This window comes from Baaleninema sp., from assembly GCF_049974805.1.
Classification (GTDB): Bacteria; Cyanobacteriota; Cyanobacteriia; order Cyanobacteriales; family Geitlerinemataceae; genus Baaleninema.
Map to the genome: position 1 here is coordinate 1 of NZ_JBNGCO010000080.1, position 24,287 is coordinate 24,287.

General features: G+C 53.2%; 18 protein-coding genes and 1 tRNA gene. 9 read left to right on the forward strand and 10 right to left on the reverse strand.

Features of this window, described 5'->3' with window-relative positions; all coding sequences use genetic code 11:
- Nucleotides 1–147: 147 nt before the first annotated feature.
- The gene (locus ACP5D4_RS14985; protein ID WP_428012446.1) at nt 148–1,638 is read right to left on the reverse strand and encodes a protein kinase domain-containing protein; all 1,491 of its coding nucleotides are present in this window, start codon (nt 1,636–1,638) and stop codon (nt 148–150) included.
- Between the two features lie 807 nt (nt 1,639–2,445).
- Here ACP5D4_RS14985 and ACP5D4_RS14990 point away from each other — a divergent pair.
- Together ACP5D4_RS14990 and ACP5D4_RS14995 are read left to right on the forward strand one after the other, a co-directional pair.
- Nucleotides 2,446–2,530: transfer RNA gene (locus ACP5D4_RS14990), tRNA-Leu, on the forward strand.
- 190 nt (nt 2,531–2,720) lie between these two features.
- Nucleotides 2,721–4,745, forward strand: a complete 2,025-nt coding sequence (locus ACP5D4_RS14995; protein WP_428012430.1) for an ATP-binding protein — start codon at nt 2,721–2,723, stop codon at nt 4,743–4,745.
- Nucleotides 4,746–4,819: 74 nt separating this feature from the next.
- Here ACP5D4_RS14995 and ACP5D4_RS15000 read toward each other — a convergent pair whose 3' ends face one another.
- The gene (locus ACP5D4_RS15000) at nt 4,820–7,429 is read right to left on the reverse strand and encodes a DUF3536 domain-containing protein (protein ID WP_428012431.1); all 2,610 of its coding nucleotides are present in this window, start codon (nt 7,427–7,429) and stop codon (nt 4,820–4,822) included.
- 519 nt (nt 7,430–7,948) lie between these two features.
- Between ACP5D4_RS15000 and cax the strand changes: the two genes are divergently transcribed.
- A complete protein-coding gene (cax, locus tag ACP5D4_RS15005; RefSeq protein WP_428012432.1) occupies nt 7,949–9,028 on the forward strand; it encodes a calcium/proton exchanger in 1,080 nt (359 codons plus the stop codon).
- 106 nt (nt 9,029–9,134) lie between these two features.
- Here cax and ACP5D4_RS15010 read toward each other — a convergent pair whose 3' ends face one another.
- The gene (locus ACP5D4_RS15010; protein ID WP_428012447.1) at nt 9,135–10,160 is read right to left on the reverse strand and encodes an energy-coupling factor transporter transmembrane component T family protein; all 1,026 of its coding nucleotides are present in this window, start codon (nt 10,158–10,160) and stop codon (nt 9,135–9,137) included.
- A gap of 814 nt (nt 10,161–10,974) precedes the next feature.
- Between ACP5D4_RS15010 and ACP5D4_RS15015 the strand changes: the two genes are divergently transcribed.
- Nucleotides 10,975–11,394, forward strand: a complete 420-nt coding sequence (locus tag ACP5D4_RS15015; RefSeq protein ID WP_428012433.1) for a hypothetical protein — start codon at nt 10,975–10,977, stop codon at nt 11,392–11,394.
- 127 nt (nt 11,395–11,521) lie between these two features.
- Here the strand turns inward: ACP5D4_RS15015 and nadA are convergent, their stop codons facing one another.
- From nadA to ACP5D4_RS15035, 4 genes are all read right to left on the reverse strand, one after another.
- Complete coding sequence (nadA, locus tag ACP5D4_RS15020; RefSeq protein ID WP_428012434.1) at nt 11,522–12,493, reverse strand: quinolinate synthase NadA; 972 nt, start codon at nt 12,491–12,493, stop codon at nt 11,522–11,524.
- A gap of 322 nt (nt 12,494–12,815) precedes the next feature.
- Entirely contained in the window at nt 12,816–13,847 is a 1,032-nt protein-coding gene (locus tag ACP5D4_RS15025; RefSeq protein WP_428012435.1) for a DUF2325 domain-containing protein, read from the reverse strand.
- Nucleotides 13,848–13,993: 146 nt separating this feature from the next.
- Entirely contained in the window at nt 13,994–14,752 is a 759-nt protein-coding gene (locus ACP5D4_RS15030) for a calcium-binding protein (protein WP_428012436.1), read from the reverse strand.
- Complete coding sequence (locus tag ACP5D4_RS15035) at nt 14,673–15,392, reverse strand: PhoD-like phosphatase N-terminal domain-containing protein (protein WP_428012437.1); 720 nt, start codon at nt 15,390–15,392, stop codon at nt 14,673–14,675. The genes ACP5D4_RS15030 and ACP5D4_RS15035 overlap by 80 nt, the downstream gene beginning before the upstream one ends.
- Nucleotides 15,393–15,568: 176 nt before the next feature.
- Between ACP5D4_RS15035 and ACP5D4_RS15040 the strand changes: the two genes are divergently transcribed.
- Together ACP5D4_RS15040 and ACP5D4_RS15045 are read left to right on the forward strand one after the other, a co-directional pair.
- Nucleotides 15,569–16,840: a leucine-rich repeat domain-containing protein gene (locus ACP5D4_RS15040; RefSeq protein ID WP_428012438.1), complete on the forward strand. Its 1,272-nt coding sequence runs from the start codon at nt 15,569–15,571 to the stop codon at nt 16,838–16,840.
- Nucleotides 16,841–16,889: 49 nt separating this feature from the next.
- A complete protein-coding gene (locus ACP5D4_RS15045) occupies nt 16,890–18,665 on the forward strand; it encodes a protein-arginine deiminase family protein (RefSeq protein ID WP_428012439.1) in 1,776 nt (591 codons plus the stop codon).
- A gap of 36 nt (nt 18,666–18,701) precedes the next feature.
- On the opposite strand, the gene hisA is transcribed toward ACP5D4_RS15045, so the two are convergent.
- Entirely contained in the window at nt 18,702–19,475 is a 774-nt protein-coding gene (gene hisA / locus ACP5D4_RS15050) for a 1-(5-phosphoribosyl)-5-[(5-phosphoribosylamino)methylideneamino]imidazole-4-carboxamide isomerase (protein ID WP_428012440.1), read from the reverse strand.
- Nucleotides 19,476–19,721: 246 nt separating this feature from the next.
- Between hisA and ACP5D4_RS15055 the strand changes: the two genes are divergently transcribed.
- From ACP5D4_RS15055 to ACP5D4_RS15065, 3 genes are all read left to right on the forward strand, one after another.
- The gene (locus ACP5D4_RS15055) at nt 19,722–20,660 is read left to right on the forward strand and encodes a response regulator (protein ID WP_428012441.1); all 939 of its coding nucleotides are present in this window, start codon (nt 19,722–19,724) and stop codon (nt 20,658–20,660) included.
- Between the two features lie 52 nt (nt 20,661–20,712).
- The gene (gene ubiE, locus ACP5D4_RS15060) at nt 20,713–21,438 is read left to right on the forward strand and encodes a bifunctional demethylmenaquinone methyltransferase/2-methoxy-6-polyprenyl-1,4-benzoquinol methylase UbiE (RefSeq protein WP_428012442.1); all 726 of its coding nucleotides are present in this window, start codon (nt 20,713–20,715) and stop codon (nt 21,436–21,438) included.
- A gap of 190 nt (nt 21,439–21,628) precedes the next feature.
- A complete protein-coding gene (locus ACP5D4_RS15065) occupies nt 21,629–22,378 on the forward strand; it encodes a phosphate ABC transporter permease (RefSeq protein WP_428012443.1) in 750 nt (249 codons plus the stop codon).
- Between the two features lie 14 nt (nt 22,379–22,392).
- On the opposite strand, the gene ACP5D4_RS15070 is transcribed toward ACP5D4_RS15065, so the two are convergent.
- Both ACP5D4_RS15070 and ACP5D4_RS15075 read right to left on the reverse strand, forming a co-directional pair.
- The gene (locus tag ACP5D4_RS15070) at nt 22,393–23,388 is read right to left on the reverse strand and encodes a hypothetical protein (protein WP_428012444.1); all 996 of its coding nucleotides are present in this window, start codon (nt 23,386–23,388) and stop codon (nt 22,393–22,395) included.
- 165 nt (nt 23,389–23,553) lie between these two features.
- Nucleotides 23,554–24,045, reverse strand: a complete 492-nt coding sequence (locus ACP5D4_RS15075) for a cytochrome (RefSeq protein ID WP_428012445.1) — start codon at nt 24,043–24,045, stop codon at nt 23,554–23,556.
- Nucleotides 24,046–24,287 lie beyond the last annotated feature (242 nt).

Sequence of the window (24,287 nt, forward strand, 5' to 3'; positions counted from 1 at the left end):
CTTCTTGTTCGTTTTCCACCCCCCGGCTTTTGATAACTTTTTCAGCAAACCCTATCTAAATGACTGCGATATCAGATAAAAAATCTGGTCAGCCATTTGGATTCAATTGGAATCCAGACTCAAGGTTCGACTCAGCTATAAATTTAGCTATAAATTTTCCTCGCATTCGGAGAATTTATCGCACAAGGCCGCTATATGTCGCCATAATTCTAATCCCCCCGCCCAGGTTCGCGAGGGGAGATGGCCGAAAGACGCTCTCAGGTTGAATTTGAAGGTTTGAGAGGGCGATCGCGACTTCGCCACCGGCCACCCCACGCGATCGCAAAACGCCGGATAATCTCGATCGACCCCTTGGTAAATCTGTCGTTGAACGCTAAACCCAAACTTGCGGTTTGAGTACTTCACCCACAGCCGATCGATCGTCCGCAAATCCTCACAAGGAAGTTTATCGATTTCTCGATAGGCGAGATATCCCGCTGTGGAACGACGCACCAGAAAACACAACAATTGATGAGTCAATCGATCGGCCTCTTTCCACTTCCGTCTCACCAACAAATCTCGCAGTTCCGTATAATTGACCCCGACTTCAGAAATTAAGCGATCGGGGGTTTTGGGAACCGGACGAAACAGCGTCTCGAAGAGCGATGGCTGGGGAGGAGGTGCGAGTTTTCCCTGCGGACGGGATTTAACGGGTTTCGATTTCGGTTTTGGCGGTTGCAAGTCTTGTAACATGGCTTTCGCCGATCGATAGCGTCGGTCTAACGGCGTTTCGATCGCTTTATCCAACACCAACCCCAGTTGCGGCGAAACGCGCACGCCATTCGGAAGAAACTGACGCCAACGCCACCCCCCGCGCACGATGTCGTACAGTTCCATGGGAAGCATACCCGTCAGCAACCGCAGACAAGTCACGCCGAGACCGTAAATGTCCGTGGCGGGAAACGCCTGACCCCGCATTTGTTCGGGAGCCATATATTCGGGACTTCCAATCGCCGTTCCGGTTCGCAACAACGCCGTTTCGGTGATGATTTTCGCCACACCGAAGTCGATGAGGACGAATTCGTTGCTATCGGCCCGCCGCATGATGTTTTGGGGTTTGATGTCTCGGTGAATCGCCTGTCTTTCGTGGACGTATTGCAATACGGGAAGCAAACTTTCGAGAAGTTGGCGAATTTGGACTTCGTTAAAGGTTCCTTTTTCTTTGAGTTCGTCGGCGAGGGTTTCTCCGTCAATCCACTCTTGAACGAGATAGAGTTGGTTGTCCTGGTCGAAATGCGCCAGAAGTGTGGGAATCTGGGGATGTTGACCCAGGTTGTCCAGGGTGAGGGCTTCGCGATCGAACAGTTCGAGCAGCTTTTTACCAATCGGGGAGTTGCGATCGAACGGATGCAGTTGTTTGACGACGCAACGGGGTTTGGAGGGAAGATCTTCGTCGATGGCGAGGTAAGTTTTTCCAAATCCCCCCTCTCCGATGGGTTTGAGAACGCGGTATCGATCGTGCAAAAGCAATTTTCCCCCACAACTGATGCAAAATTCTCCTTCATCTGGGTTGCGGGGTTGAGAACAGTGGGGATTGAGACATTGACATACTCGCCGCCTTAAAAGAGCGGCGATTCTCCAGACCTCACGGTTTGGGATTCCTAGTTCGTTGACAACCCTTACTATCCATCGTTGCCAATGAATACCAGAGGGGTTTATCTCCCTAGGCGTTTTCCCCATTGCAGAGGAGGTTTCGGTATGCCCTACCGTACCTGAGAATCCGCGAAAAAATTGGTTCTCTGTACTTGTTGCTTAGAGCTTTTACCTGCCCGAGCCTTCCCGAACAGAACCCACTAACTCTAGTTTTCAAGGTTCAGTTGCCTCGATTAGAGGCTCGGTTTTCAAACTGGTTGAATACCGCTCCAGTTTCTCCATTATAGCAGAGTCGCCCTGAAAGGGCGAGGCTTTAGACCCAAAATTTCTGGTAACTCATCGTTGCCTCGTCGTCGGGATCGATCTCCTCGCTCGTCTGTCATAGCACATCAAAACGATTCCCCGTTCCTTGAAATTTTCCAAAATTTCGCTGAGGGGGTTGCCAAAACGCGCTCAAAACTGGTTTAACTAATGAGGGGTTCACCGGAGCTATAAGTCCCGCGCTCTACCTGAAAGGTGAGCGTCGGGATACATGGACTCCCCTTGAGAAGTCGATTCCCCTCGATGGGGATGAGACAAGCATTTGCATTGGCTATGGCTTGTGGTAAACTATAGCGATGTAGCCCAGGGACTCTGGGGAACGGAAACAGCCTGTCAAGTCGGTCTGTCGGGGGTCTATGACCTAGATAAGTGGCGTGGGGCAGGAATACCTAACTGCGAGGTTGGGAAGCCCGCGCTGTACCCGTAGGGTCAGCGTCGGGAGGATGTCACTAAAGAGATATGCGCGTAACGCGCAAACCAAAGAACGGATTCGGGGGTGTGGCGGAATGGTAGACGCTACGGACTTAAAATCCGTTGACTGGTGACAGTCGTGTGGGTTCAAGTCCCACCACCCCCATTTACAGCGAATAGCGAACAGCGAACAGGGAGCAGTAAGGGCAGTGCTGCTCCCTGTGCGGCGTTGTCGGGCGGCCGAATTAATGCTTCAGCGATTCGCGAAATCGGGCGCGTATAGTGTAGAGAAGACCAACTCGTGTTTTCCCTGGGAGGGTATGTCCGGTTTTTGGAAAGCGAGACGGCAACTTGGATTGCGTGTTCTGACGTTAGCGGTGGTGTATGCCGTCGTCACGTCCGCGATCGCGCTTGTCCCCAACGAACTCGTTCAAACCGCACTGGTGGGGGTTCCTCCGGGGATCGCTCTGGCGGCGCTGCTGTTGCGATCGCGATCGCTGTGGCTAGGGGTGTTGCTGGGCGCTTTGGCCAGCGTTGCCTTTCAAGAATTTCCCCCAGCCGTTGCCCTCGAATGGTCGCTCAGTCAAGCCCTACAAGCCTGGTTGGGGGCGACGTTGCTGTCAGGAATGAAGTTTCGCAGAACCCTAGAACGGTTGCGGGACGTAGGAGGACTGGTGGTGTTCGGGGGAATCGTAGCCACCTTCGTCAGTACGACTCTCGACGCGACAGCCCTCGCGGGATGGGGAGACAGCGAGGGATTTCAGGCTTGGGAATTGTGGTGGACGCTGTGGCTGGGAAAAGCTACGGGAATCGCGACGGTAACGCCTGCTGTTCTGGCCTTAGTCGATCGTCGCTACGACGTGCGATTGGGGGGACTGCGACGGGGACGACGCTGGCGCAAACTGGAAATTCTGGCGGTGTTTTTGCTGACAGTGGCCGTCAGTTGGCTGGTGTTCTGTTCCCGCACGCGCACAACGGCTTACCAAGTCCCGTTGGAATATTTGCCGTTTCCCATTGCCATGTGGACGGCGTTGCGCTTTGGGAAACGGGGAACGGTTTTAATTAACCTGACGATCGCAGCGATGGCGGTGTGGGGAATTGCCCGCAATAGCAGCCCGTTTTTAATCCGAACTGTCGATACCGTTCAGTCGATTTTGTCGTTACAGATGTTCGTTGCCACCATCGCCGTGACGTCGCTGGTGCTGGCCACGGAAATCGCCGGACGCCAACGGGCCGAACTCTCCCTCAAACAAAGTCAGGCGAGACTGAAAAACGCCCAACGCATCGCTCGCTTAGGCAGTTGGGATTTCGATCGATCGACCCAACAAACCCGATGGTCCGATCGAACCTACCAGATTTTCGGTTGCGTCCCCAACTCCTTTCGCCCCTCCCGCGAAGCCCTGATGCAGTTCGTCCATCCCGACGATCGCGATCGCGTCGATGCTGCCTATCTTGCCATGCTCTCGGAACGTCAGCCCTTCTGTCTCGATTACCAAATTCACACCCAAACCGGAGAAGAACGCATCGTTCGAGAACAGGCCGAATGCCGAGAACTCTACGCCATCGGCACTCTGCAAGACGTCACGGAACTCAAGCGATCGGAAGAACTCTTACAAGCTAAGGAAGCCGCTGAAGCCGCCAACCGCGCTAAAAGCGCCTTTCTCGCCAATATGAGCCACGAGTTACGAACCCCCCTCAACGCCATCATCGGATACAGCGAACTCCTTCAAGAAGAAGTAGAGGATTTCGGCGACGTGGAACTCGTGGAAGACGTGCGCCGCATCCACACCGCCGGACGCCATCTGTTGGCACTCATCGGCGATATTTTAGATGTGTCTAAAATCGAATCGGGCAATGCCGACGTACAGATGGAACCGTTAGACTTGCCCGTCCTCCTCGATGAAACTGTCGTGAAGGTCATGCCCCTCGTACAGAACAATAACAACGTCCTCCACGTCTGCTGTGCGGAGGACGTGAGGGAGTTGTACGCCGACGCGATGCGAGTCCAACAAATTTTGTTAAATCTGTTAAGCAACGCAGCCAAATTTACCCACGACGGTACGATTTGGTTGAAAGTCGATAAGACGACTGAGGAAACGCTTGAGGACACGAGAACTGACCGAGTTCGCTTCCAAGTCATCGATACGGGCATCGGCATCGATCCCCAAGAACACGACAGTATCTTTCAACCGTTTACCCAGGCGGACAGTTCCAGTACGCGACAACACGGCGGGACGGGATTGGGACTGTCGATCGCTGGCACCTTTGCCGAACGCATGGGGGGAACCCTCACCGTCGAGAGCGAGGTGGGGAAAGGGGCGACGTTTACGTTGGAGTTACCCCTTTCCCAGGGAGAGAAGTCAGTGAGAATCGAGAATTGACCGTTTCTCCTGACCTCATCATCTCCTCACCCCATCATCTCCTCACCCCATCATCTCCTCACCCCATCATCTCTTCAAGGACGCCAAGTTTTGGTATCGACGCCGAGGAAATCCCCGAGTTCTAACAAGGCGGTGAGGGTATCGGGAACCACGGGGGAACGGGTATCGATGACTCCTAAAATGGGACACCAGTTGCCGACGTGACCGTGCAGCCAGTTGTAATACAACTCCTGAACGCGATCGAGCGATAATCCCAATTGCAGTTTCGCCGACAGTTGAATCAGTTTGCCGATCTGCAATACGCGATCGACACTTCCGACAAAGTCCTCGGCGTGTAAAACATGCCACAACGTCCGCCAAATCAACTGTTCGAGGGACTGTTTTGCCTCCGGTACGTTCAGGTGACAGCGCAAACTGGCGGTTTCGGCGGCGATCGCTTCCAATTCCACCCAGTAGTCTTTCTTCAACGGGCGATCGGACAAACGCCCCACCTGCTGCACTAACCCGCGCACGGCTTCGAGACAGCGTTGGCTGAGGGCGATTTCTGCCGCCACTTGCAATTCTCGCGGGACGGGTAAATCGTTGCGTTGAAAAGCTTTCAAGACGCCGTAATTTTCCCGATACACTTGGGCGTAAAGTCGATCGAGCCGTTTGAGGGTTTCCCGTTCGATTTGGTGGATAATCCGCTCTTCTTCTTCAGCGAACAGGTCGGACAAACCGAAGGTTTTCCCGTCGAAGTAGCGGTTCATCGTCAAGATGGTTTGCGCCGCGCTTGTCGATTCCAACGCCTCGAACAAGGCCTGAGATTTTTGACGGTATTCCAAACGACCGCCAAAGGGTTGAATGCAGCAGTGGAAATCCAAACTTCCCAGGTGCAACACCGCAAAGCTCAAATGCAGGGTTTCCCAGGTGATCTCCGAGGTCAGTTGCAGTTGACCCACCGCCAAGGTCAGGGTTCCCATACGCTGGAGTTGGTAGTCCAGTTGTCGCGCCTGATAGCAGTACACCCGCTGTTCGGGGTGGTAGGGCTGGAACAGGGAACTGATGGCGTAGTGGGCGGCGATTTGTTCGAGGCTGACTTGGGCGGGTTTGACGTTGTGGACGTATACCGCCGCCCCGTCTTTGAAGAAGGGAACGTTACTCGGGGCTTGGGCTAACCGCTGGACGAATTCCGGTTCGAGATCGCAACCGGTCACCTGTCCGGCTAGTTCGATCGCCCGTGCGGCGTACCGTAAAATCTGCGTACCTTCCGGACGAGACAGTTCCTCGAAGAACCAACCGCAACTGGTGTACATCAACAGGCTGTGTCGCTGCATTTCCAGCAGGCGCAGGGCGTCGATTTGTTCTTCGGCGTTGAGGGCGTGTCGTTGGTGAGAACTGAGGAACTCGGCGACGTTTTCTTTCGATCGATTCCGCAGAACCTTGATGTACTCGTCCCGGGCCAACCAGGGATCGCGCAACAACCGTCCCGCTTCCCGTTCGTAGAGGTCGATCAGTCGATCGCGCAACCAATCCAAACTGTCTCGCAGGGGGCGACGCCATTTCTGCTGGGTTCCGCCACCGCCGCCACAGCCACAGTCGTCTCGCCAGCGATCGACCCCGTGGGAACAACTCCAGGCGGTGACGGGTTTGAGTTCGCATTCCCACTGCGGCGGGTTTTGACTCAGATAGTGGCCGTAATTGGTCACCGTCCAACCGCGATTGTTGAATTCCCGAGTGACGCTGTAGGCGATACATTTTTCGGTACCGCCTTTGTGGTGGCCGAAGGTTTCGCCGTCGGTGGCGACCGAAATCAGTTGCGCGGGGCGTCGATCGCCGTGAACTGCCATTCCCAACCGACCGGCTAAGGTATTGGCGTTGGATAACAAGTCGTTAAAGCCAATATCCCGAGAAATCGGCCCGTCGTAGAAAAAGATGTCGATGTAGGGACGGCTGGAATCGGGCTGTCCGTCTGCGTTTTTCAGGTAACAGCGATAGGGACGAGTCGGATCGATCTGTCCGCCCCCCACTTCGTGCCACTCGGGATCGGGAGTGTCATCGTCCGGTAACACCCGACAGCGTTCCACTTGCGACGGGGCGAGAATCAGGAACTTAATGCCTTCGTCGATGAGGGCTTCTAAGGTGGGGTAATCCACGGCGGTTTCTGCCAGCCACATTCCTTCGGGATCTCGTCCGAAGTGAGATTTGAAGTCGGCTTTCCCCCAGCGAATTTGAGTGCGTTTGTCGCGATCGTTGGCCAGCGGCAGGATGATGTGGTTGTAGACTTGGGCGATGGCGTTGCCATGGCCGTCGAGACGATCGCAACTGCGGCGATCGGCTTCGAGGATTCTTTCGTAGACTTCCAAGTCGTACCGCGCCAACCAGTTCATCAGGGTCGGCCCGATGTTAAAGCTGAGATACTCGTAGTTGTTGACGATTTCGACTACTTCGCCGCGATCGTTGAGAACTCGGGCGAAGGCGTTGGGACGATAGCATTCGTAATGGATGCGTTCGTTCCAATCGTGAAAGGGACGGGCACTCGGTTGGTGTTCGATCGCATCGAGATAGGGGTTTTCTCGCGGCGGTTGGTAGAAATGTCCGTGGAGGGTGACGCATACCCCTTTCGCCGTGACGCGAGGGGCGATCGCTGGGGCAGACAGTCCCTCTGTGGCACTGATGGAGTTAGCTTTAGACGTGAAAGTCATGGGAATTCTCTTCGCTTCTTGCGTTAGCTCGTCGAGCGTTTCACCACCGTCGCGATCGCCAGGGTTTCATCTGTCGAAATTTGCGATTTCGAGAGGTCTGGCAATGGCGTGCGAGGGCGGTTAGACCGGCACGAGACGCCCACTTCAATTCTCTTGAAGTGCGTTCTCTGTGGCGCTCGATCGATTCAAAAAAACTTTTCTAAAACGCGACTTGGACTTTAAGTGTATCGCATTTTTAATCTGCTTTATTGTACCACTCTTATCGTATTTTGCGTTTTTTGTAACGAACAGTTGCGTTATTTTACAGTTTCTCAACGCTGCCAGTTTTTGATGACAATCGATCCCGATCGAAGTCTTTAAAACGGTCAAAGTTAACCGAACTTACGATTTTGTGGCGATCCCAGCGATCCCGATCTGGCGTCGAAGCGAGCCATCGCCGCCATCCGGCCGCCACCAGAATTCAAAACCACCCCTTATCCTAGACGGTGGTATTTCGATCCAACAGCACAACAAAACCCCATGTCCGTTAAAAACTTAATTTTTCTTGGATTGTTGGCGTTCGTCCCGGTTTCGATCGCCGCTGAAGTCTTCCACTGGGGCGACACCTGGATTTTCATCGCCGCCGCCTGCGCCATCGTTCCCCTGGCCGCCTGGATGGGAACCGCCACCGAAGAACTCGCCGTTGTCGTCGGCCCCACCGTTGGCGGACTGCTCAACGCCACCTTTGGCAACGCCACCGAACTGATTATCGCCCTAATTGCCCTGAGAGCCGGATCGATCGAAGTGGTCAAAGCCAGCATCACCGGATCGATTCTCGGCAACCTCCTCCTCGTCATGGGATTGTCCATGTTCCTCGGAGGACTGCGGTACAAAGAACAAACCTTTCAATCGGTCATGGCGCGTCTGAACGCCTCCGCCATGAACCTCGCCACCGTCGCGATTTTAATTCCCACCGCCGTCGTCGCCACCTCCCAAGGCATCACCGAACCCACCATCCGCCAACTCTCCAGTGCTGTGGCGGTGGTTCTCATCGTGGTATACGGACTGACCCTATTGTTTTCCATGAAAACCCACGCCTACCTCTGCGACGTAGGAGAAGCCGAACTCGAAACCCATTCCGGAGAAGCCGGAGAAAAACCCAATCCCTGGCTGTGGTCGGGGGTATTACTGATTTGCACCCTGGCCGTGGCTTACGAGTCCGAATTACTCGTTGATTCCCTAGAACCCGCCACAGAAAACCTGGGACTGACGGCGTTGTTTACCGGGGCGATTCTCGTCCCGATTATCGGAAACGCCGCCGAACACGCCACCGCCGTCACCGTCGCCATGAAAAACAAAATGGACTTATCGATGACGGTGGCTATGGGATCGAGTCTGCAAATCGCCTTGTTTGTGGCGCCGGTGTTGGTGTTGGCGGGTTGGATTTTCGGTCAACCGATGGATTTGAACTTCAACCCCTTCGAGTTAGTGGCCGTTGTCGTCGCAGTCGCTTTGGCGAACTCTGTCAGTTCCGACGGTCGATCGGATTGGTTAGAAGGCGCGTTACTCATCGCCACTTACGCCGTCGTCGGTTTAGCTTTCTTCTATCATCCCGTTTGATGGGAGATGATGAGATGAGGGGATGAGGGGATGATGGGATGAGGCGATGATGGGATGATGAGTACAAGGAAGAAACCGTTCCCCGTTCCCCGTTCCCTATCAATTCTCAATTTTCCCATCCCCAGATGACGCGGGCGCCCCAGAAGGCGATTAACAGGGCGATCGCCACGAAATCGGCGACGCGCAAGCGAGATTCGTGCCACAGGACGCGATGGCGATCGGGACTGGTGAATCCCCGAACTTCCATCGCTGAGGAGATTTGCGCCGCCCTCAACAGTAGGTTTTCCAGTAACCGTTCGGCGACGATGAGCCAAATTTTCGACGCGCCGCGAAATCCCAGTTTTTTCCAATTAATGGCGCGAGTTTGGATCGATCGCGACAGGTTTTGAATTTCTTCTAAAACTAACGGTAAAAATCGCAACGATAGCGTCAGCGTTAAGGCGATTTCCGTGACGGGAAGATCGAACCAGCGCAAGGGTCGCATGAGGTCTTCTAAACCGTCGGTGATGGCTTCAGGAGAGGTGGTTAAAAGATACAGGTTCGTGCTGTAAATGAGGGTAAACAGCAGGGTACTGACGCGAATTGCCAAATCGATCGAGTGGCGGGTAATCGTCAGGGGGCCGCCATCGAACCATATATAACGATAGTCTGTCGGTTGCGGCAGTTCCGTTAAATCGGGAACTGTCGGTGTCGCAGCGGTTTCCGTTTCCTCGGCGGTGTTGGTGTTGTCCTCGCCGAGTCCCCAGCCAAAGGGATCGTACCAAGGATTGCGATCGAGTTCCTCGGGGACGATCGCCTCTTGCTGCATAAAGGCGAGTTCGTCAGCAGGGAGACGAGGTTGGTGAGTATCCGTGAGTCCGTCGGGGGCGATCGCGCCGATGAGAAGTACTATCAAACAGAAGAACATCAACCATCCCATCTGTTGGCGCCACACCCGCAGCGGAATCGCCGCCGCTAACGTCACGAGGATGAGAAACACTACCAGAAAAATACGCCAAGGAGCATTGGCTAACAGTGGCGTGACGAGAAAACTCATCAACCAAACGAGTTTCACTCTGGCGTCGAGGCGGTGCAGCCAGGTGACGGGTTTTTCTAGGTACAGTCCTAGGGGCAGAGAACGCAGTAAATCCATGGGGAAATTGTAGCCGATCCCCATCGGGGCGATCGACTCGGTGAGGTGAGGAGAAGCCCAGCGTCACAGAGGTTGGCGTTCTCGCAACTCATTCCTTGAAAATTCCCATATTTCAAGGTTTATTTCGCGAATACAAGCCAAAATCGCAAATCAATTCTCTTGGGTGCGAGGCTTTGCCGTATTTACACCATCTGATTTTGATTTAGATGTTTTTTTATGGCGTTGCTTGGGTTTGGCGGGCTGCAAGAATAGGCGATTTCTTTTGACTTCCAAAACTCCAAATACTATCTAAATCTCATGCAATCCCCGGGAAAATATAAATAAAATATAAAGAAAACCCAGATTTTTTTTAACAATACCTGGTTTTTTTAAGAGATTTTATAAGAAATACAAAAAAATATTTCATTTGCTTCCCAGCGACTCAATGTAAGATATATAATATTTTATAGAATCGAGCAGTTTAGGCAAAACAATCAAATCCTTTAAGGCGTATTCATTGGGCTTGATGGCGTTCTTGTTCGCCGTGGTAACGTTGGTGAGGTAAGTCTAAAAAGTTGCGATCGATCCTGGGGTTTATAGGTTTAACCGAAGGGATCTCACGGCTGTAAAATCCCAATCCCCAGTTTGGGAAAGCTCCTAACCGGGAGAGCCTAGGAATTTGCCAAGTTTACAATTTCTCGAGAAATGTAATTTTAGGATTTTGAGTTTCGTCTTAAAAAATATAGTTTTTCAAAAAACAAAACAGGTTTTTCAAAAAATCAATATACATTATTGATTCTCCCGATAGCTAACGTTCTCTCGATCCAACAGATCCATGATGATTCTCAACTCGATCGCCAAAATTACCACTTGTTCGATAGCAACATTATTAATCACAGGTGGACTGTCCCTTCCCACCCAAGCCAATTCAAGAGCGAGATTTGCCCTGACTTGTGTAGGAACCGAAACAGGAGATACCATCAACTTCCAAGCCCGATGGGGAAGTAACGACACCTGGGAATCCTATAGCGTGCGCCCTGGGCGATGGGCAATGTTTACCCACGACTACGATTATCCCGGCGAAAATCGATCGCCCCAGTTCCAAATTCGATACGACGACGATTTATCCTCGGACGTACATATCGTCATCACGGATTTAGATTCCTACGCCGCAGAAAACCGCTACTGCGAAGGGGAAGGTGCCACCTATACTTTTCATAGCCGAGGTCTGGAACTGTACGTGGTTGAAGAATAGCAAGTTTGGGAGGATTCAGCAGAAGCCGTCTCAAAGTTTTTCAAGCCAAACGGAGACTCCCAGGATTGCGAAAATCTCAGGAGTCTCCGAAAAAGGATGCAAGCAATTATCGATCGCGTGCGATCGCCTAGCGACTCATTTCCAACATTCGCTGAATCGGTTTCAACGCCGCCTGTCGAATATCTTCAGGCATCGTAATTTCCGGTTGGCGATGCTTCATCGATAGATAGAGTTTTTCCAGAGTATTCAACCGCATATGGGGACATTCATTGCAGGCGCAATTCCCCGTTGGCGGCGCCGCGATAAACTCTTTTTGCGGCATGGCCTTCTGCATTTGGTGAATGATACCGGGTTCGGTAGCCACCACAAACGAATCTTTCGCACTCTGTTGCGCGTATTTAAGTAACGCCGTCGTCGAACCAATATAGTCAGCGTGGCGCAACACCGGGGGTTCGCATTCCGGATGTGCGATGACTTCCGCTTCCGGATGTTCAACGCGCAGTTGCACGATTTTCTTTTCCGAGAAGTTTTCGTGAACGATACAGCTTCCGTCCCACAACAGCAACTCGCGGCCGGTTTGTTCCATCACGTACCGTCCTAGGTTGCGATCGGGAGCGAAAATAATTGGCTGGTCTTTGGGAATTTGGTTGACGATATCGACGGCGTTAGAACTGGTGCAGATGATATCGCTCATCGCCTTAATCGCCGCCGTACAGTTGATGTAAGAGACGACCAAGTGGTCGGGATGTGCGGCTTTGAACTTAGCGAAGTCCTCTGGCGGACAGCTATCGGCTAGAGAACATCCCGCCTCGAGATCCGGGAGAATCACCAATTTATCGGGGTTGAGGATTTTCGCCGTTTCCGCCATGAAGTGAACCCCCGCAAAAACGATAACGTCTGCGTCGGTTTCGGCGGCTTGACGAGACAAACCGAGAGAATCCCCGATGTAGTCGGCGATATCTTGGATGTCGGGGTCTTGGTAGTAGTGTGCCAGGACAACAGCGTTGAGGTCTCGTTTGAGGGTTTCGATCGCCTCGAACAGGTCTTCAGGAAGGTCTGCAACGCGGGTAGTTTGAGGAGAACGTGCGGTGGTAAACACAGTGGCAGCGATATCGTTTAATTGATTTAACCTTGGGTTAACTGAATTATAGTGGTTTTTACCAAAAATATCTGTCGAGAGAACCGAACGGGATGGGGAGATGAGGAGATGATGGGATGAGGAGATGATGGGATGAGGAGATGATGGGATTTGGCCAAAAAAAATCGTAGGGTTGTTACATCCAACAACCCTACGAAGAGATTTACCAAAAGATTTTCAGATTCTAGATTCTAGATGAGAGATTTCGAGTACAGAGGGAGTTTACGGCCACGAGAGAATTTCAGCCTTTTCTCATCATCCCGATCTCACCATCATCACCGACTCAAGCGGTTTTCGAGAACTGGTTGGCGAGGAGTTTGGTTTTTAAACCGTATTCGATCGCCTCTAACACCCGCGTCATTCCGGTAGTATTGATCGTTTCTGGGGTTTTTCCAGCTTTTTTCGCCACTTGCACGGCTTTCTCCGTCAGAGAGTGGCTGGCGTATCCCGTAATAATCAAGAGCAAATCCGCCGAATAGATGTGGCTTTCGGCTTGTTGTGCCATTTGTAAGCCGTCTTGTGCCGTACACCACACCAAATCCACATCAGATTCCCGCAGGCGGTTTTTCACCGAAGTCGCCAAGCGATCGTGACCGCCGAAAATGACCACTTTTCCAGATAAAGCAGCATAGGGATTGGGGCGTTTTTCAGAAGTGCGATGGCGCGTTCTCGGTTGAACTTCCGTCGGACGTTCCACCCGAGAGCGATTTTCCATCGCTTTGTGGTAGATAAAGTTTAAAGTCTGTTCGTGGGTTCCCCGCAGACGCGCTACCGGCCCTTCTTCGCTGAGTTCGTTAATCCGTTCGATGAGGGATTCAACCACTTCTTCGAGGGCGCCGATAGCTTTCAAATCGTTGACGTAACCGCGAATGGACACGGCGGCGTCAGTGGCGCTAAAGAAATCTTGCTGTTCGGCAATGGTATCGAGAAGGTCGTGTTTTAAAGCGTGCCGCCACTGATTGGTCTGCTCGGAAATCTGTTCGTCGAGAAGCCGTTCTTCATATAAAATGAGCTGGCGATCGACCATTTGAGCCGCTAACAACGGAGCGTTTTCGAGTTGTTCGCGAAGTTCGTTGGCTTTGTCTTGGAGTTTTTGCCGTCCGATGCTGTCGTCGATGGCTTCCGCATCGTATTGACGCAACATGGCTTCGACTTGAGCCAAAAGCGGTTGTAGACGTTGTTCGATATCCTTGATGGCATCTTTAATTTGTTCTTCCCGTTGTTGTTGGAGGCGTTTTTCCTCCAGTTCGGCTTTCGCCAAAGACAACAAACTGTTTACCGAGCTTTCGAGATCGTTGAGGTCTGTAATATCCATAGGGTCTATTGAGAAAATTCGATCGATAAGCAGGAGTTGACGGTCTGAGATCGGTCAATATTCTGGGAAAGTCGCGTCATCGTACCGATCCCCCTGGATGGGATGTCAACTCCTATTCCTTTATGATACGCCGCGAGCTGAATCGATTATGTTACAACTGCGATCTGAGAACTCGTTAATGTGAGAATTCCTTCAAGGGTGACGATCGCCACTGCACCCGTTGCCCCCGTTCCATCGATGTCGTAACTGAGAGTTCCCGTACTCATATCGTATAAAAACGTGGCGGTGGGCTGGTTGGCAACCGGAGACGGTCCGCTGACGAAAGTACCCGTCGAACCGAAAACCCCCACGGGATCGCTGTAATCGAGGGGAATTCCCGCCCCCAAACCGCCGCCGAAGCCAGTCGCCGCTACCAACAGGCGATCGTCTGAGGCGAAATCAGTGATTCGATCGATCCCCTGGCCGGGAGACCGAAAGACGAATCGATCGCTTCCCCCGCTTCCGGTGAGAACGTCCGCCCCCAATCCCCCTTCAATGTCGTTGTCTCCCGCCGTACCCGTCAGAGTATCCCCAAACGCCGAACCGACGAGGTTTTCTACACTGGCAAAGGTATCGGGATCGGCATCTCGCGGGGCGTTGGGGTCGAACCCTAACACCACCGCATCCGACTTGAGATCGGCGTTAATCCCCACGCTGGACTCAGCATAACTAGCAGTATCAACCCCCTCGCCACCCTCGAGGAAATCGCTACCGCCACCACCGATTAACGTATCGTTTCCGGCGTTTCCCAAGAGGCGATCGTTGCCGCCCAACCCTCGCATTTCGTTATTTAACCCGTCGCCGACGAGGGTTTCGGCATCCTCCGTTCCTGTTATCCGGCTTTTCGCCCCCACCACAAACTGCATGGTCGATGGTGGCGAAAATGCTGGTGGACGATCGCAAATCCCCCCAGGCGTTGAGTCCGTATCGATCGCTGTAGACTTCGTTGTATTTGAGACGGAATTCCTCGAGGGTTTCGGCTTGGGGTTTGTCTACTGCGGGCGATCGCGTGTCGGCGTAGATGGTATCCCCTAGGAGAACGAAGAATTCGAGATCGCGATCGTCGGCGTTGCCAATTGCGGGGTAGGGATTGAGTTCCCCTTGCCAATCGGGAGCGACGCCGAAACGCAATCCGGTTTGCGTTCCGACTGCGGAGGGAGTGCGGAAGGTGCCGACGGCAGAACTGCCCGCCCCGTCAGTGACGCGGACGTAATATTGGGTATCCGGCTGTAAGTCGGAGATTTCGACTTTGACGGGAAGGCTCGAGTCGGCAACAGTACCGCTGACCGTGTTAACGGTGTTAAAGTCGGGATCGTAGCTGTACTCGAAGGCAATGAAGTTGTTGTCAGAGTCGAGAACCGACTCGGTTGGGGTACTCCGCGCCCACAACAGGCTGCTCGTTTGGGTGGTGTCCCCCGAGGCAAGCTGGTTGGGCAGGGTGGCGGAATCTTGTCCCTGTTGGCGGAGATGGCTGAGATAGGCGGTCTCTCGGTCGTATAGTTTCAAAAAGTCAATTAACGTCACGTTTTGTAAAGTTTCCCGGGGTTTGAACATCAATATTTTAAGAGTTAACTTCACCCTTCGCCCTATTGTTAGACTATGTTAAAGTCGGTAAGAAGTCGGGGTGTTTGCAGGGAAACTGATTTGTTATCGATCGCGCAGCGAATTGCTCTACCTGGTGTATGACTATTGAATTTTTATTGAAAACACTTCGTCAGGCAGTTGAGTCTGGAGTCAAATCCCTCGATATTTCCGACTGTGAAATCTCCGACCTTCCTCCCGAGATTGGTGAGTTATCGCAACTTAACGCCTTGAGTCTGAGCGGCAATCAATTAAGGTCGCTGCCTCCGGAATTCAGTCAATTGCAAAACCTCAAAATTCTCGATTTGGAGTGGAATCGATTTGAGGAAATCCCCGATGAAGTTTTCGAGATTTCGGGACTTCGAGAGTTGTATATCGGCGGAAATTTTTTATCGGAAATTCCCGACGACATCGAAAATTTACCCCAGCTTGAGAAATTATTTGTTAACAACAATAGAATTCAGGAAGTCTCGCCAAAACTTGGCAAAATCTCGAGTCTGCGCGAGCTATCTTTACGATCGAATCAGATTGTCGATCTCCCGTCAGACTTTCATCGCTTGACGCGAATGCGGGATTTGTCGTTACGTCAAAACCAATTGAGAGAATTTCCCGCTGAAATTTTGACGTTAGAAAACTTACATAATTTATCTTTAAATCACAACCAAATTCCATCGATTCCTTCAAAAATTTTCAAGTTATTGAATTTGCGTCAGTTTGCGATTGGTGGCAACGAAATTGAAGGAATCCCCCAAGAAGTCGGTGGTTTAAAACTATTAAAAATTCTCTACGCATACGATAATAAATTGGAGGCGATACCGCCAGAAATTGGCAACTTGGAAAATCTCGAAGAACTGTATCTTTATCACAACAAAATTCGAGAGATTCCGGTGGAGATCGCGCGACTCAAAAAACTCAAAGTCTTGTCGATTAGTAGTAACTATTTGTCAGATTTGCCAGAGGAATTAGCCGAACTGCAAGACCTGCGATCGATGGCTATTAGCGATAACCAATTTCGACAACTGCCCCAGGCGATCGCGGCGATCGATCGCCTCGAAGAACTCTCCATCGGCGGGAATGGATTTGAAGAATTCCCGAAAGCGGTATTACAGCTCGATCGCCTGAAAAGTCTGGCACTGTGGGACGTTCCCCTAGGGACAATCCCCCCCGAAATCGCCCGACTGTCAGAACTGGAAATTCTCAACGTTCGCAACACCGGACTCAACGATTTACCCCTAGAATTAGCACAGTTAGAACGGTTGAAATACCTCTACACCGATAACAATCCCTTAACCGCCTTGTCGGATGAGGTGGTCGAAGCCGGAAACGAAGCGATTTTGAACGATTTACGGCGAAGAAGTATGGATTTGTCTTAATCTCAGAAGAGGGGGTTTCCCTCTCTGCAAACCCCCAGGTTAAAAATCCATGAAATTACGGTATTTCGTCTGGCTGGTGGTCGCGACGCTTCTCGGACTGTTCGTCGCTCGAGAAGGCTATTCTTTTCTTCAGGGTACTTCGGGTGTTCGAGATCGGTCTCAAAACGAGGCATCCGAACCGGAAATTTTAGATCCCGGCGATCGCGCGTTAGAAAAAGAATTATCTTTAGAACCGGACGCGATCGAGATCGATCCGCCCAAAACCCCCGAGTTCCTCCTCAGAGGCGATACCAATCGCGATGGCTTCGTCGATCGCGCCGACCTGCGACACCGCCACTCTTGGGAATGGAAACGGGGCGCCTTAATTCCCTTCAACCACGACGACGACAACCGCAACGGCATCCCCGACTGGCAAGATGCCACCCCCATCAGTTTCGCCCGCGATCGCGAACTGGCTCTCGTGCGCCTGCGAGTTCCCGAAAACCTGCACGGCGTCCCCCTGTTTCTGCAATCCGACGCCGTATCGCGTCCTTACCTCCGCGCCTTCCAACGCACCTATCGCGGTTGGCTACCCGTCGATTTACGGGGCGTCACGCCGATTCTGGCCAGCCAAACCATAGTGTTCGGACTCGAAGCCAGCCAGTTCGCCGATGGCGACTGGAACGGTTACGTAACGCTCGAAGCCACAGCCCGCCAAGGAGGGGAGCGTTTGGCAGTCGATCGTATCGCCCTCCGGGTGACACCCTGGTTGATGCTGCCCAACACCGCGACGCCGCAAGAAATTTTCGCCAGTCCCCTGGATTTGACGGACGACTTCTTACCGATGCTGCAACAGCAAACCCAAGCCGCTGGCGTTCCCCTCACCGTCGATCCCACGGGGCTGTTGTGGATGCAGGACACGATGGAAATCGGCTTCGTGCAGTTTCCCAGTCGCCAGGGTTTACAGGTAATGCCCAGCGTGTTGGAAGGCATTCGCGATCCCAATTTAGACGGTTTCGCGCGATCGCTCCTCCAACCCGATACAGGCTGGTTTTCCGTGGCCGAACCGCGAGAACTCCCTCCCGAAGACGCTTGGATCGATTGGTACGGCAATTTAGAAGTGACGCCGCCGCTACCGGATTATCCCTGGGGGCGGATTTACTACGGTACCGCCGATGGCGTGTCCATGCACCCGGATATCTTGGAATTTCTCGAAGCTCAGGAACTGCAAAGTCCGACGGTGGCGATCGATACCGCCTGGCTGCATATCCGCCACGTGGACGAAGTGGTTAGTTTCGTTCCCCACCAGAATGGGGGATTTTTGATGCTCGTGACGTCCCCGGAAGCGGGGGTACAGTTGTTGCGCGACTTAGAACGTCGGGGATTCGGCGATGCGGTGATGTCTCGAGGTTTGAGTACGGAACGGACGGTTCGCGAATTCCTCGAGGATACGGACACCATCGCCCGCAACCTGCAACTGCAACAGCAACGGGTGAATCCCATCGTCGCCCAATTGCAGCGAGAGTTTCAAGTTCGTGACGATCGCGTGGTGTTCGTTCCGGCGTTGTACGGGGAAATGGGGGATTCCCTCTGGCCGAATTTGGTGAATTTGGTGGTTTTGGGCGATCGCCTGTTAGTCTCCGATCCCCAAGGAGCGATCGTCGGCGGACAAGATGTCTTAAAAGCCGAGTTTCGCCGTCTCCTGTCTTCGGCGGGGGTTCGGGTATCTTTTATCGACGACGCCCAATATCACGAGATGAAAGGCAACCTGCACTGCGCCACCAACGTGCGCCGTCAAGGGTCGAGTCGTTCCTTTTGGTCCTCCCTACCGCAGCGATTGCGTTGAGCGAAGGACTCAAAAGAGCGGCGGTGGCGGCGCGAGTTACGCCAACGCCGAAGACCCCAAATCCGGGGGAACGTCCTGCCAACGACCGTTTCCGACGGCGCGAATCGCTTCTTTGAGCGAAACGTCTCCGGTGTACAAAGCCCGTCCCACGATCGCCCCCGTGACACCTTGGGGTTCGAGGGAGAGCAACCCCAGTAAATCGGTTACGGAACTGACGCCGCCGGAGGCGATAACGGGAACGGAAATCGCCTCGGCTAATTCCCGCAACGCGTCGCGGTTTGGACCTTCGAGGGTGCCGTCGCGGTGAATGTCCGTGTAGATAATCGCCGCCACGCCGAAGTTGGCCATGGTCTGCGCCAGTTCCGTGGCTTTGACTTGGGAGGTTTCCAACCAGCCTCGGGTGGCCACCCACCCGTCTCGGGCGTCGATTCCGACGGCGATGCGGCCGGGAAATTCTTGACAAAGCTGGCGCACCAGGTCGGGGTTTTCCACGGCGACCGTGCCTAAAATGGCGCGATCGACGCCCCAGGATAAGACTTCGGCGACGCTGTCGCGATCGCGCAGTCCGCCGCCGATTTGGACGGGAATCGAGAGCGATCGCGCGATCGCCGCCACGATTTCCCCATTAACGCGACGCCCCGCTTTCGCCCCGTCGAGATCCACCAGGTGCAGGCGTGTCGCCCCCTGTTCGGCCCACTGTCGCGCCACGGACAGGGGGTCTTCGCTAAAAGTTTCAGCGGCGTTGTAATCGCCCTGGTACAAGCGCACGCACTGTCCGTTTAGTAAATCGATGGCGGGAATGACTTCCATCGCTGTTTGTATCCTCTCTAAACCTTGATGTTGTTCTATTGTCGGTCGCGACGCTCGCCCCAAGCAAGAGAAATTCCAAGCAGCTACAACGGTGAAGATTTGTCGATCGACTTCACAGAGGTTCCCGGCATCTCCTAAATTGGAAAGAAAGTATGATGTAGAAAGTGTTTCACCCTATGGTTGTAGTTGGGGGGCGTCAGCGGAATCCGACAACATAGGGGAAATTGTTCCGAGTGGAGGCAAAATATGACCGACACCATGTCAGAACTTGACGAATTGAGAGATCGATTGAGGAGTTCGATGCGACCGAAAAAGCCGAAAATGCTTGTCGTCGATGACGAGCCGGACAATCTAGATTTACTCTATCGAACCTTTCGACGGGAGTTCCGGGTTTACAAAGCCGAAAGCGGTATTGAAGCCCTCGATATTTTAGAAAAAGAAGGAGAAGTGGCCGTCATCGTTTCCGACCAACGGATGCCGGAAATGAAGGGGACGGAGTTTCTCAGTAAAACCGTCACGCAATTTCCCAATACGGTACGGATAATCCTTACGGGTTTTACGGATATTGAAGATCTCGTCGAAGCCATCAACTCGGGACAAGTCTACAAATACATTACGAAACCCTGGGACCCGAACGAACTGAGAGGCGTGGTCAAACGGGCGGCCGATACTTACGAACTCCTCAAGTTGAAAACGGAAGAGTTGGAGTGGTCTCACGCCCAAATGGCCGTGTTGGGGACGCTGATGCAGGTGGCGGAAAGCGCCTCGGACGCGGCCTCCTGTCTCGATACGATCGCGCAAGCCCTCGGGGAGAATTTTTCGGCCGAAGCCTGCGTGTTGCAGTTGGTGGAAAATGGCTCTTTGGCAGAGGCGAAAGCCCGTCACGGTAATTCCTCGGCCATGGAGTTGGCGGGCGATCCCTTGGTGGACAAAGCTATCGAAACCCTTAAAATTCAAGGATCTGCCAACGTTTCGGCCGATGCGGACTTGTCCGGTCTCGAATCCTATCAAAACGCTGGCGTTCAAGCCCATTTGGTGTTACCCATCGCCTTTCGCGATCGCCTGCGGGCCGTAGCCTCGTTGCAATGGACGCAGCCGAACAGCGTTCAAGAGAAGGAAGTGGAATGGATTCACCGTTGCGCCCAGCAAATCGCCCTGGCGTTGACTTGTGCCGACCTGGCTTGAAACGACTGTTAAACGACTGTTAGACCACTTCGCGACCTATTTTTCCCCAGACATGGATAAAACCCCCAAGGCTACGGAAATTCAAAGTTTGTTCGATCGCATCGCCCCGGTGTACGACCGACTCAACGACAGCTTGAGTTTCGGTTGGCATCGCGTTTGGAAACAAATGACGATTTCCTGGTCGAAGGCGGGTCGGGACCAGACTTGTCTCGATGTCTGCTGTGGAAGTGGCGATTTGGCCTTGGGACTGGCGGAAACGGTCGGTCCTGGCGGCCGGGTCGTTGGGGCGGATTTTTCGCAGTCGCAGTTAGACATCGCCCGCCAACGCAGTCGCGATCGCGGCTTGTCTGTGGAATGGGTACAAGCGGACGCCCTGAATTTACCGTTTGCAGAGGAAACCTTCGACGCGGCCACGATGGGGTACGGGTTGCGAAACCTCACCGATATTCCCCGAGGCTTGCGGGAACTGCACCGAGTTCTCAAACCGGGGGCGACAGCGGCGATTTTGGATATGCACCGCCCCAGTTCGACGGCGATGTTGGGATTTCAGCAGTGGTATTTGGAGACCTTTGTGGTACCGACGGCGGAATCTTTGGGGTTGACGGCGGAATACGCCTACATTCAACCGAGTCTCGATCGCTTTCCGATGGGGACAGAACAGGTGACACTCGCCCGTCAAGCGGGGTTCGATCGCGCCGTTCACTACCCCATCGCCGGGGGGACGATGGGGGTTCTCGTGGCGGTCAAAGCTACGAAAATTCATCGCAGTTCGCAGTAGTCCGCACAGTAGTCCGGACTTCGACGCTAAGGGCGTGGATTTGAGGTTTCTCGATTTCCGGTATCTTTTCTAGAAGCGATGCTGGAGCGATCGACAATCTCGGTTTTCGTTCTTAGCCGCTGAAATCGGGAGTCTGCGTCAGTTCTCTGTGTTTTTGTTTTCTGCGGGTTGAATCTCGCTCCCTCGAATTATGCTCGTTCCGCTCACTCAACGTAAATTTGAAGATCTCGTTCCCCTGGTGGCCACAGGGCCGCAGTACGTCTACTATTGGGGCGACTGGCAAAACGTCGTCAAACAGGTTTTATTTTCCCTCCTCGGCGCCTTAATCGTTTGGTTCTTGAGTGGATTTCTCGAATCCTCCGGTTTGGCCTTGTTTTTAGGTATTATTGCCGGACTGTATTGGTTGTGGGGCCCCGTGGCCAAAGCCAGCCTGCGAAACGCTCGCTATCGCCGCTATCCCTACAGCGGGTTTTGGCAAGGTAAAATTCTCGATGTTTACGTCACTGAAGAAGTGGTGGGAACGGAAGAAACCACCAACGCGCGAGGGGAATTGGTGTTGGTGGAAAACCGAGAACGGCGTCTGAACGTGGAAATCGGCGACAAAAACGGATTTTTAGCCGACGTACAAGTGCCGTTACGCCGACAGCATCAGTTTCTCGCCCCCGGACAGACGGTGCAAACCTTGGTTTTGTCTGAAGATCGAGATTTACGCCGCATCTCGAAAATTACAGATTTGTACGTTCCGAGTCGCAAACTGTGGGTGAGCGACTATCCGGTGTTGGAACGGGAAGGATTTGTCGAAGTTAGTCGCCGCCTCGGACGGGGGACGACACCCCGCAACGCGGCGCCGAGACAACGTCCGCCCCTGCGTCGCAGTCGATCTCGCTCTCAAGAACGTCAAGCCCAAGGCGATCGCCATTTCGATCGCGATTCGTATTGAAAGACGATCGCCCGTTAGAGGCTCGAATCGCCCTGACGTTGCTGTTGCGCGTTGTTATGGCTGTTGCGTCGGCGCAGCATTTCCGCTTGGGTGTAAGGGTTCCAACCGTTCGTCTGCTGGGGCGTTTGGGGATTGGGTTGGCGCATCCTGTGACTGACGATAGGCGGCGGCGGACGGTGGACGACAGCTTTTTTAATTTCTTGAGGGGCTTCTTCGGTTTTCCGCAGTTCGTTGAGAAGCTCGATCATGCGCGGGAACAACCGTTTTACCATGTCTCGCTGTTTCCGTTTGAGAGGCGTTACGCCGTCGGCGACTTGTTGTAAATAGCCTTGCAGTTGGGTAATGTTGGCTTGAACGCCCGATAAATCGCTGACTTCAAGGGGCGCGAGGCGACCTTTGATGACGGCGAGTTCGCGATGGAGAAGGGCGATCGCGTTTTCGACTCGTTTGTATTCTGTGGCTTTTTGCGGCGGGGGTAACTGCTCGAACCAGTTCTGAAGTTGGGCGATTTGCTGGTTGACTTGGCGTTGTCGCTCTCGCTGCTGGTTGGCGAAGGCTTGCATGCGATCGAGATCGCCTTTTAAATTGGCGATCGCCCGTTGCATCTCTGCCATTTGTTGGGGTTTGGCTTGATGTCGCATTTCCCGTTGCAGGTGTTCGAGTTGTCGGTTAATGGCCTGGTTCGCTTGTTCCAGGCTCACGACTTTCTGCAACAGGGGATCGAGATTGACGGGAGCGGGAAAGGATTTTAGGCTTTCGTGGAGTTGCGTCACCGAGGCGAGATAGTCCGCCTGCATCTGTTTTTGAAACCGCTGGCGGTTGATGAGTCCCAAGGACATGGCGATCGTCATGGGGACGGCGGCGTGTAACACTTGTTGGGTGAGGAAGGCCACACCGATCCCCACGCCAGACCCCGCGATCGATGCGATTTCGAGGAGTTCGGGAAGACTCCGCCGTTTCCGGGGTTTCTGGGTTGCCGTTGTGTTAGAGGGCGTTGGCGCGTTGGACATGGTGGCTTTTCCTAGGTCACGACTGGGACGACACAACGGTTGAGGTTGGGGAGATTGTACAGCAAGTCAAGCCAAACCCCGGTGGATTTCGAGCGAGCATTTTATCCGTTCAGTTTAACGGATAGAGCCTGGAGACCGCTAGAGCGTCCGGTCGGGAATTGACGGTTACTGGGGTTCGATGAGGGCTTCGACGATTTCGATCGCTTCGGCGGCGGTTTGGGCTACGGCGATGTTAATGGCGAATTTTTGAAAGAAATCCTGGGTAATGATATCGACGTTCAGCAGCACGACAGATTTTCCGTTTTTTAAGGCTAAGGCGACTTCTGAGGCGGTGCCGAGTCCCATGCCACAAGCCACGACGACATCGCTGGATAAGACGTTGATGTTGTTTCGGGCGTTGCCGAGGTCGGTAAAAATGGGTAAGTCGATACAGTCGGACAGGTGGCTGGCGTCGTTGTCGGGGAGAATGCCGATCGTCAGTCCTCCGGCTTCTTTCGCCCCTTGGTTGACGGCTTCCATCACGCCGATGTTGCGGCCGCCTGTTAGTAGTACCCACCCTCGAGAGGCGATCGCTTTTCCGAGTTCTCTGGCTTCGGCGCGATCGCTCTCGGTTGCGCCGTCTCCCGGCCCCATTACGCCAATGATATGTTTTCGCATCGTTTCGGATTCTGTTAGGTTCGCCTGCTGCGGAGCGAGCTGAGTTTGTTACACAGGTTACAGTTTCAGCTCTCTATTTTAACGTACTCGCCATGTTTTTGCTTTTTTAGCTTGACAAAAAAATAGATTTATGGTAATAATTTTCTCGACCAAAAAATTAAAATACAATTTATATATAAAAATTTATGTAGGGCTTGCTGAAAAGAAGTGAAAAGCTTACGGCGTAAGGCTTAGAGGAGTCT

Coding starts and splice junctions, on each gene's coding strand:
- ACP5D4_RS15000 (WP_428012431.1), bottom strand. CDS start 7,429: ATGACTTTCACGTCTAAAGCTAACTCCATCAGTGCCACAGAGGGACTG.
- cax (WP_428012432.1), top strand. CDS start 7,949: ATGTCCGTTAAAAACTTAATTTTTCTTGGATTGTTGGCGTTCGTCCCG.
- ACP5D4_RS15010 (WP_428012447.1), bottom strand. CDS start 10,160: ATGGATTTACTGCGTTCTCTGCCCCTAGGACTGTACCTAGAAAAACCC.
- ACP5D4_RS15015 (WP_428012433.1), top strand. CDS start 10,975: ATGATGATTCTCAACTCGATCGCCAAAATTACCACTTGTTCGATAGCA.
- ACP5D4_RS15025 (WP_428012435.1), bottom strand. CDS start 13,847: ATGGATATTACAGACCTCAACGATCTCGAAAGCTCGGTAAACAGTTTG.
- ACP5D4_RS15030 (WP_428012436.1), bottom strand. CDS start 14,752: ATGCAGTTTGTGGTGGGGGCGAAAAGCCGGATAACAGGAACGGAGGAT.
- ACP5D4_RS15040 (WP_428012438.1), top strand. CDS start 15,569: ATGACTATTGAATTTTTATTGAAAACACTTCGTCAGGCAGTTGAGTCT.
- ACP5D4_RS15045 (WP_428012439.1), top strand. CDS start 16,890: ATGAAATTACGGTATTTCGTCTGGCTGGTGGTCGCGACGCTTCTCGGA.
- hisA (WP_428012440.1), bottom strand. CDS start 19,475: ATGGAAGTCATTCCCGCCATCGATTTACTAAACGGACAGTGCGTGCGC.
- ACP5D4_RS15055 (WP_428012441.1), top strand. CDS start 19,722: ATGACCGACACCATGTCAGAACTTGACGAATTGAGAGATCGATTGAGG.
- ubiE (WP_428012442.1), top strand. CDS start 20,713: ATGGATAAAACCCCCAAGGCTACGGAAATTCAAAGTTTGTTCGATCGC.
- ACP5D4_RS15065 (WP_428012443.1), top strand. CDS start 21,629: ATGCTCGTTCCGCTCACTCAACGTAAATTTGAAGATCTCGTTCCCCTG.
- ACP5D4_RS15070 (WP_428012444.1), bottom strand. CDS start 23,388: ATGTCCAACGCGCCAACGCCCTCTAACACAACGGCAACCCAGAAACCC.
- ACP5D4_RS15075 (WP_428012445.1), bottom strand. CDS start 24,045: ATGCGAAAACATATCATTGGCGTAATGGGGCCGGGAGACGGCGCAACC.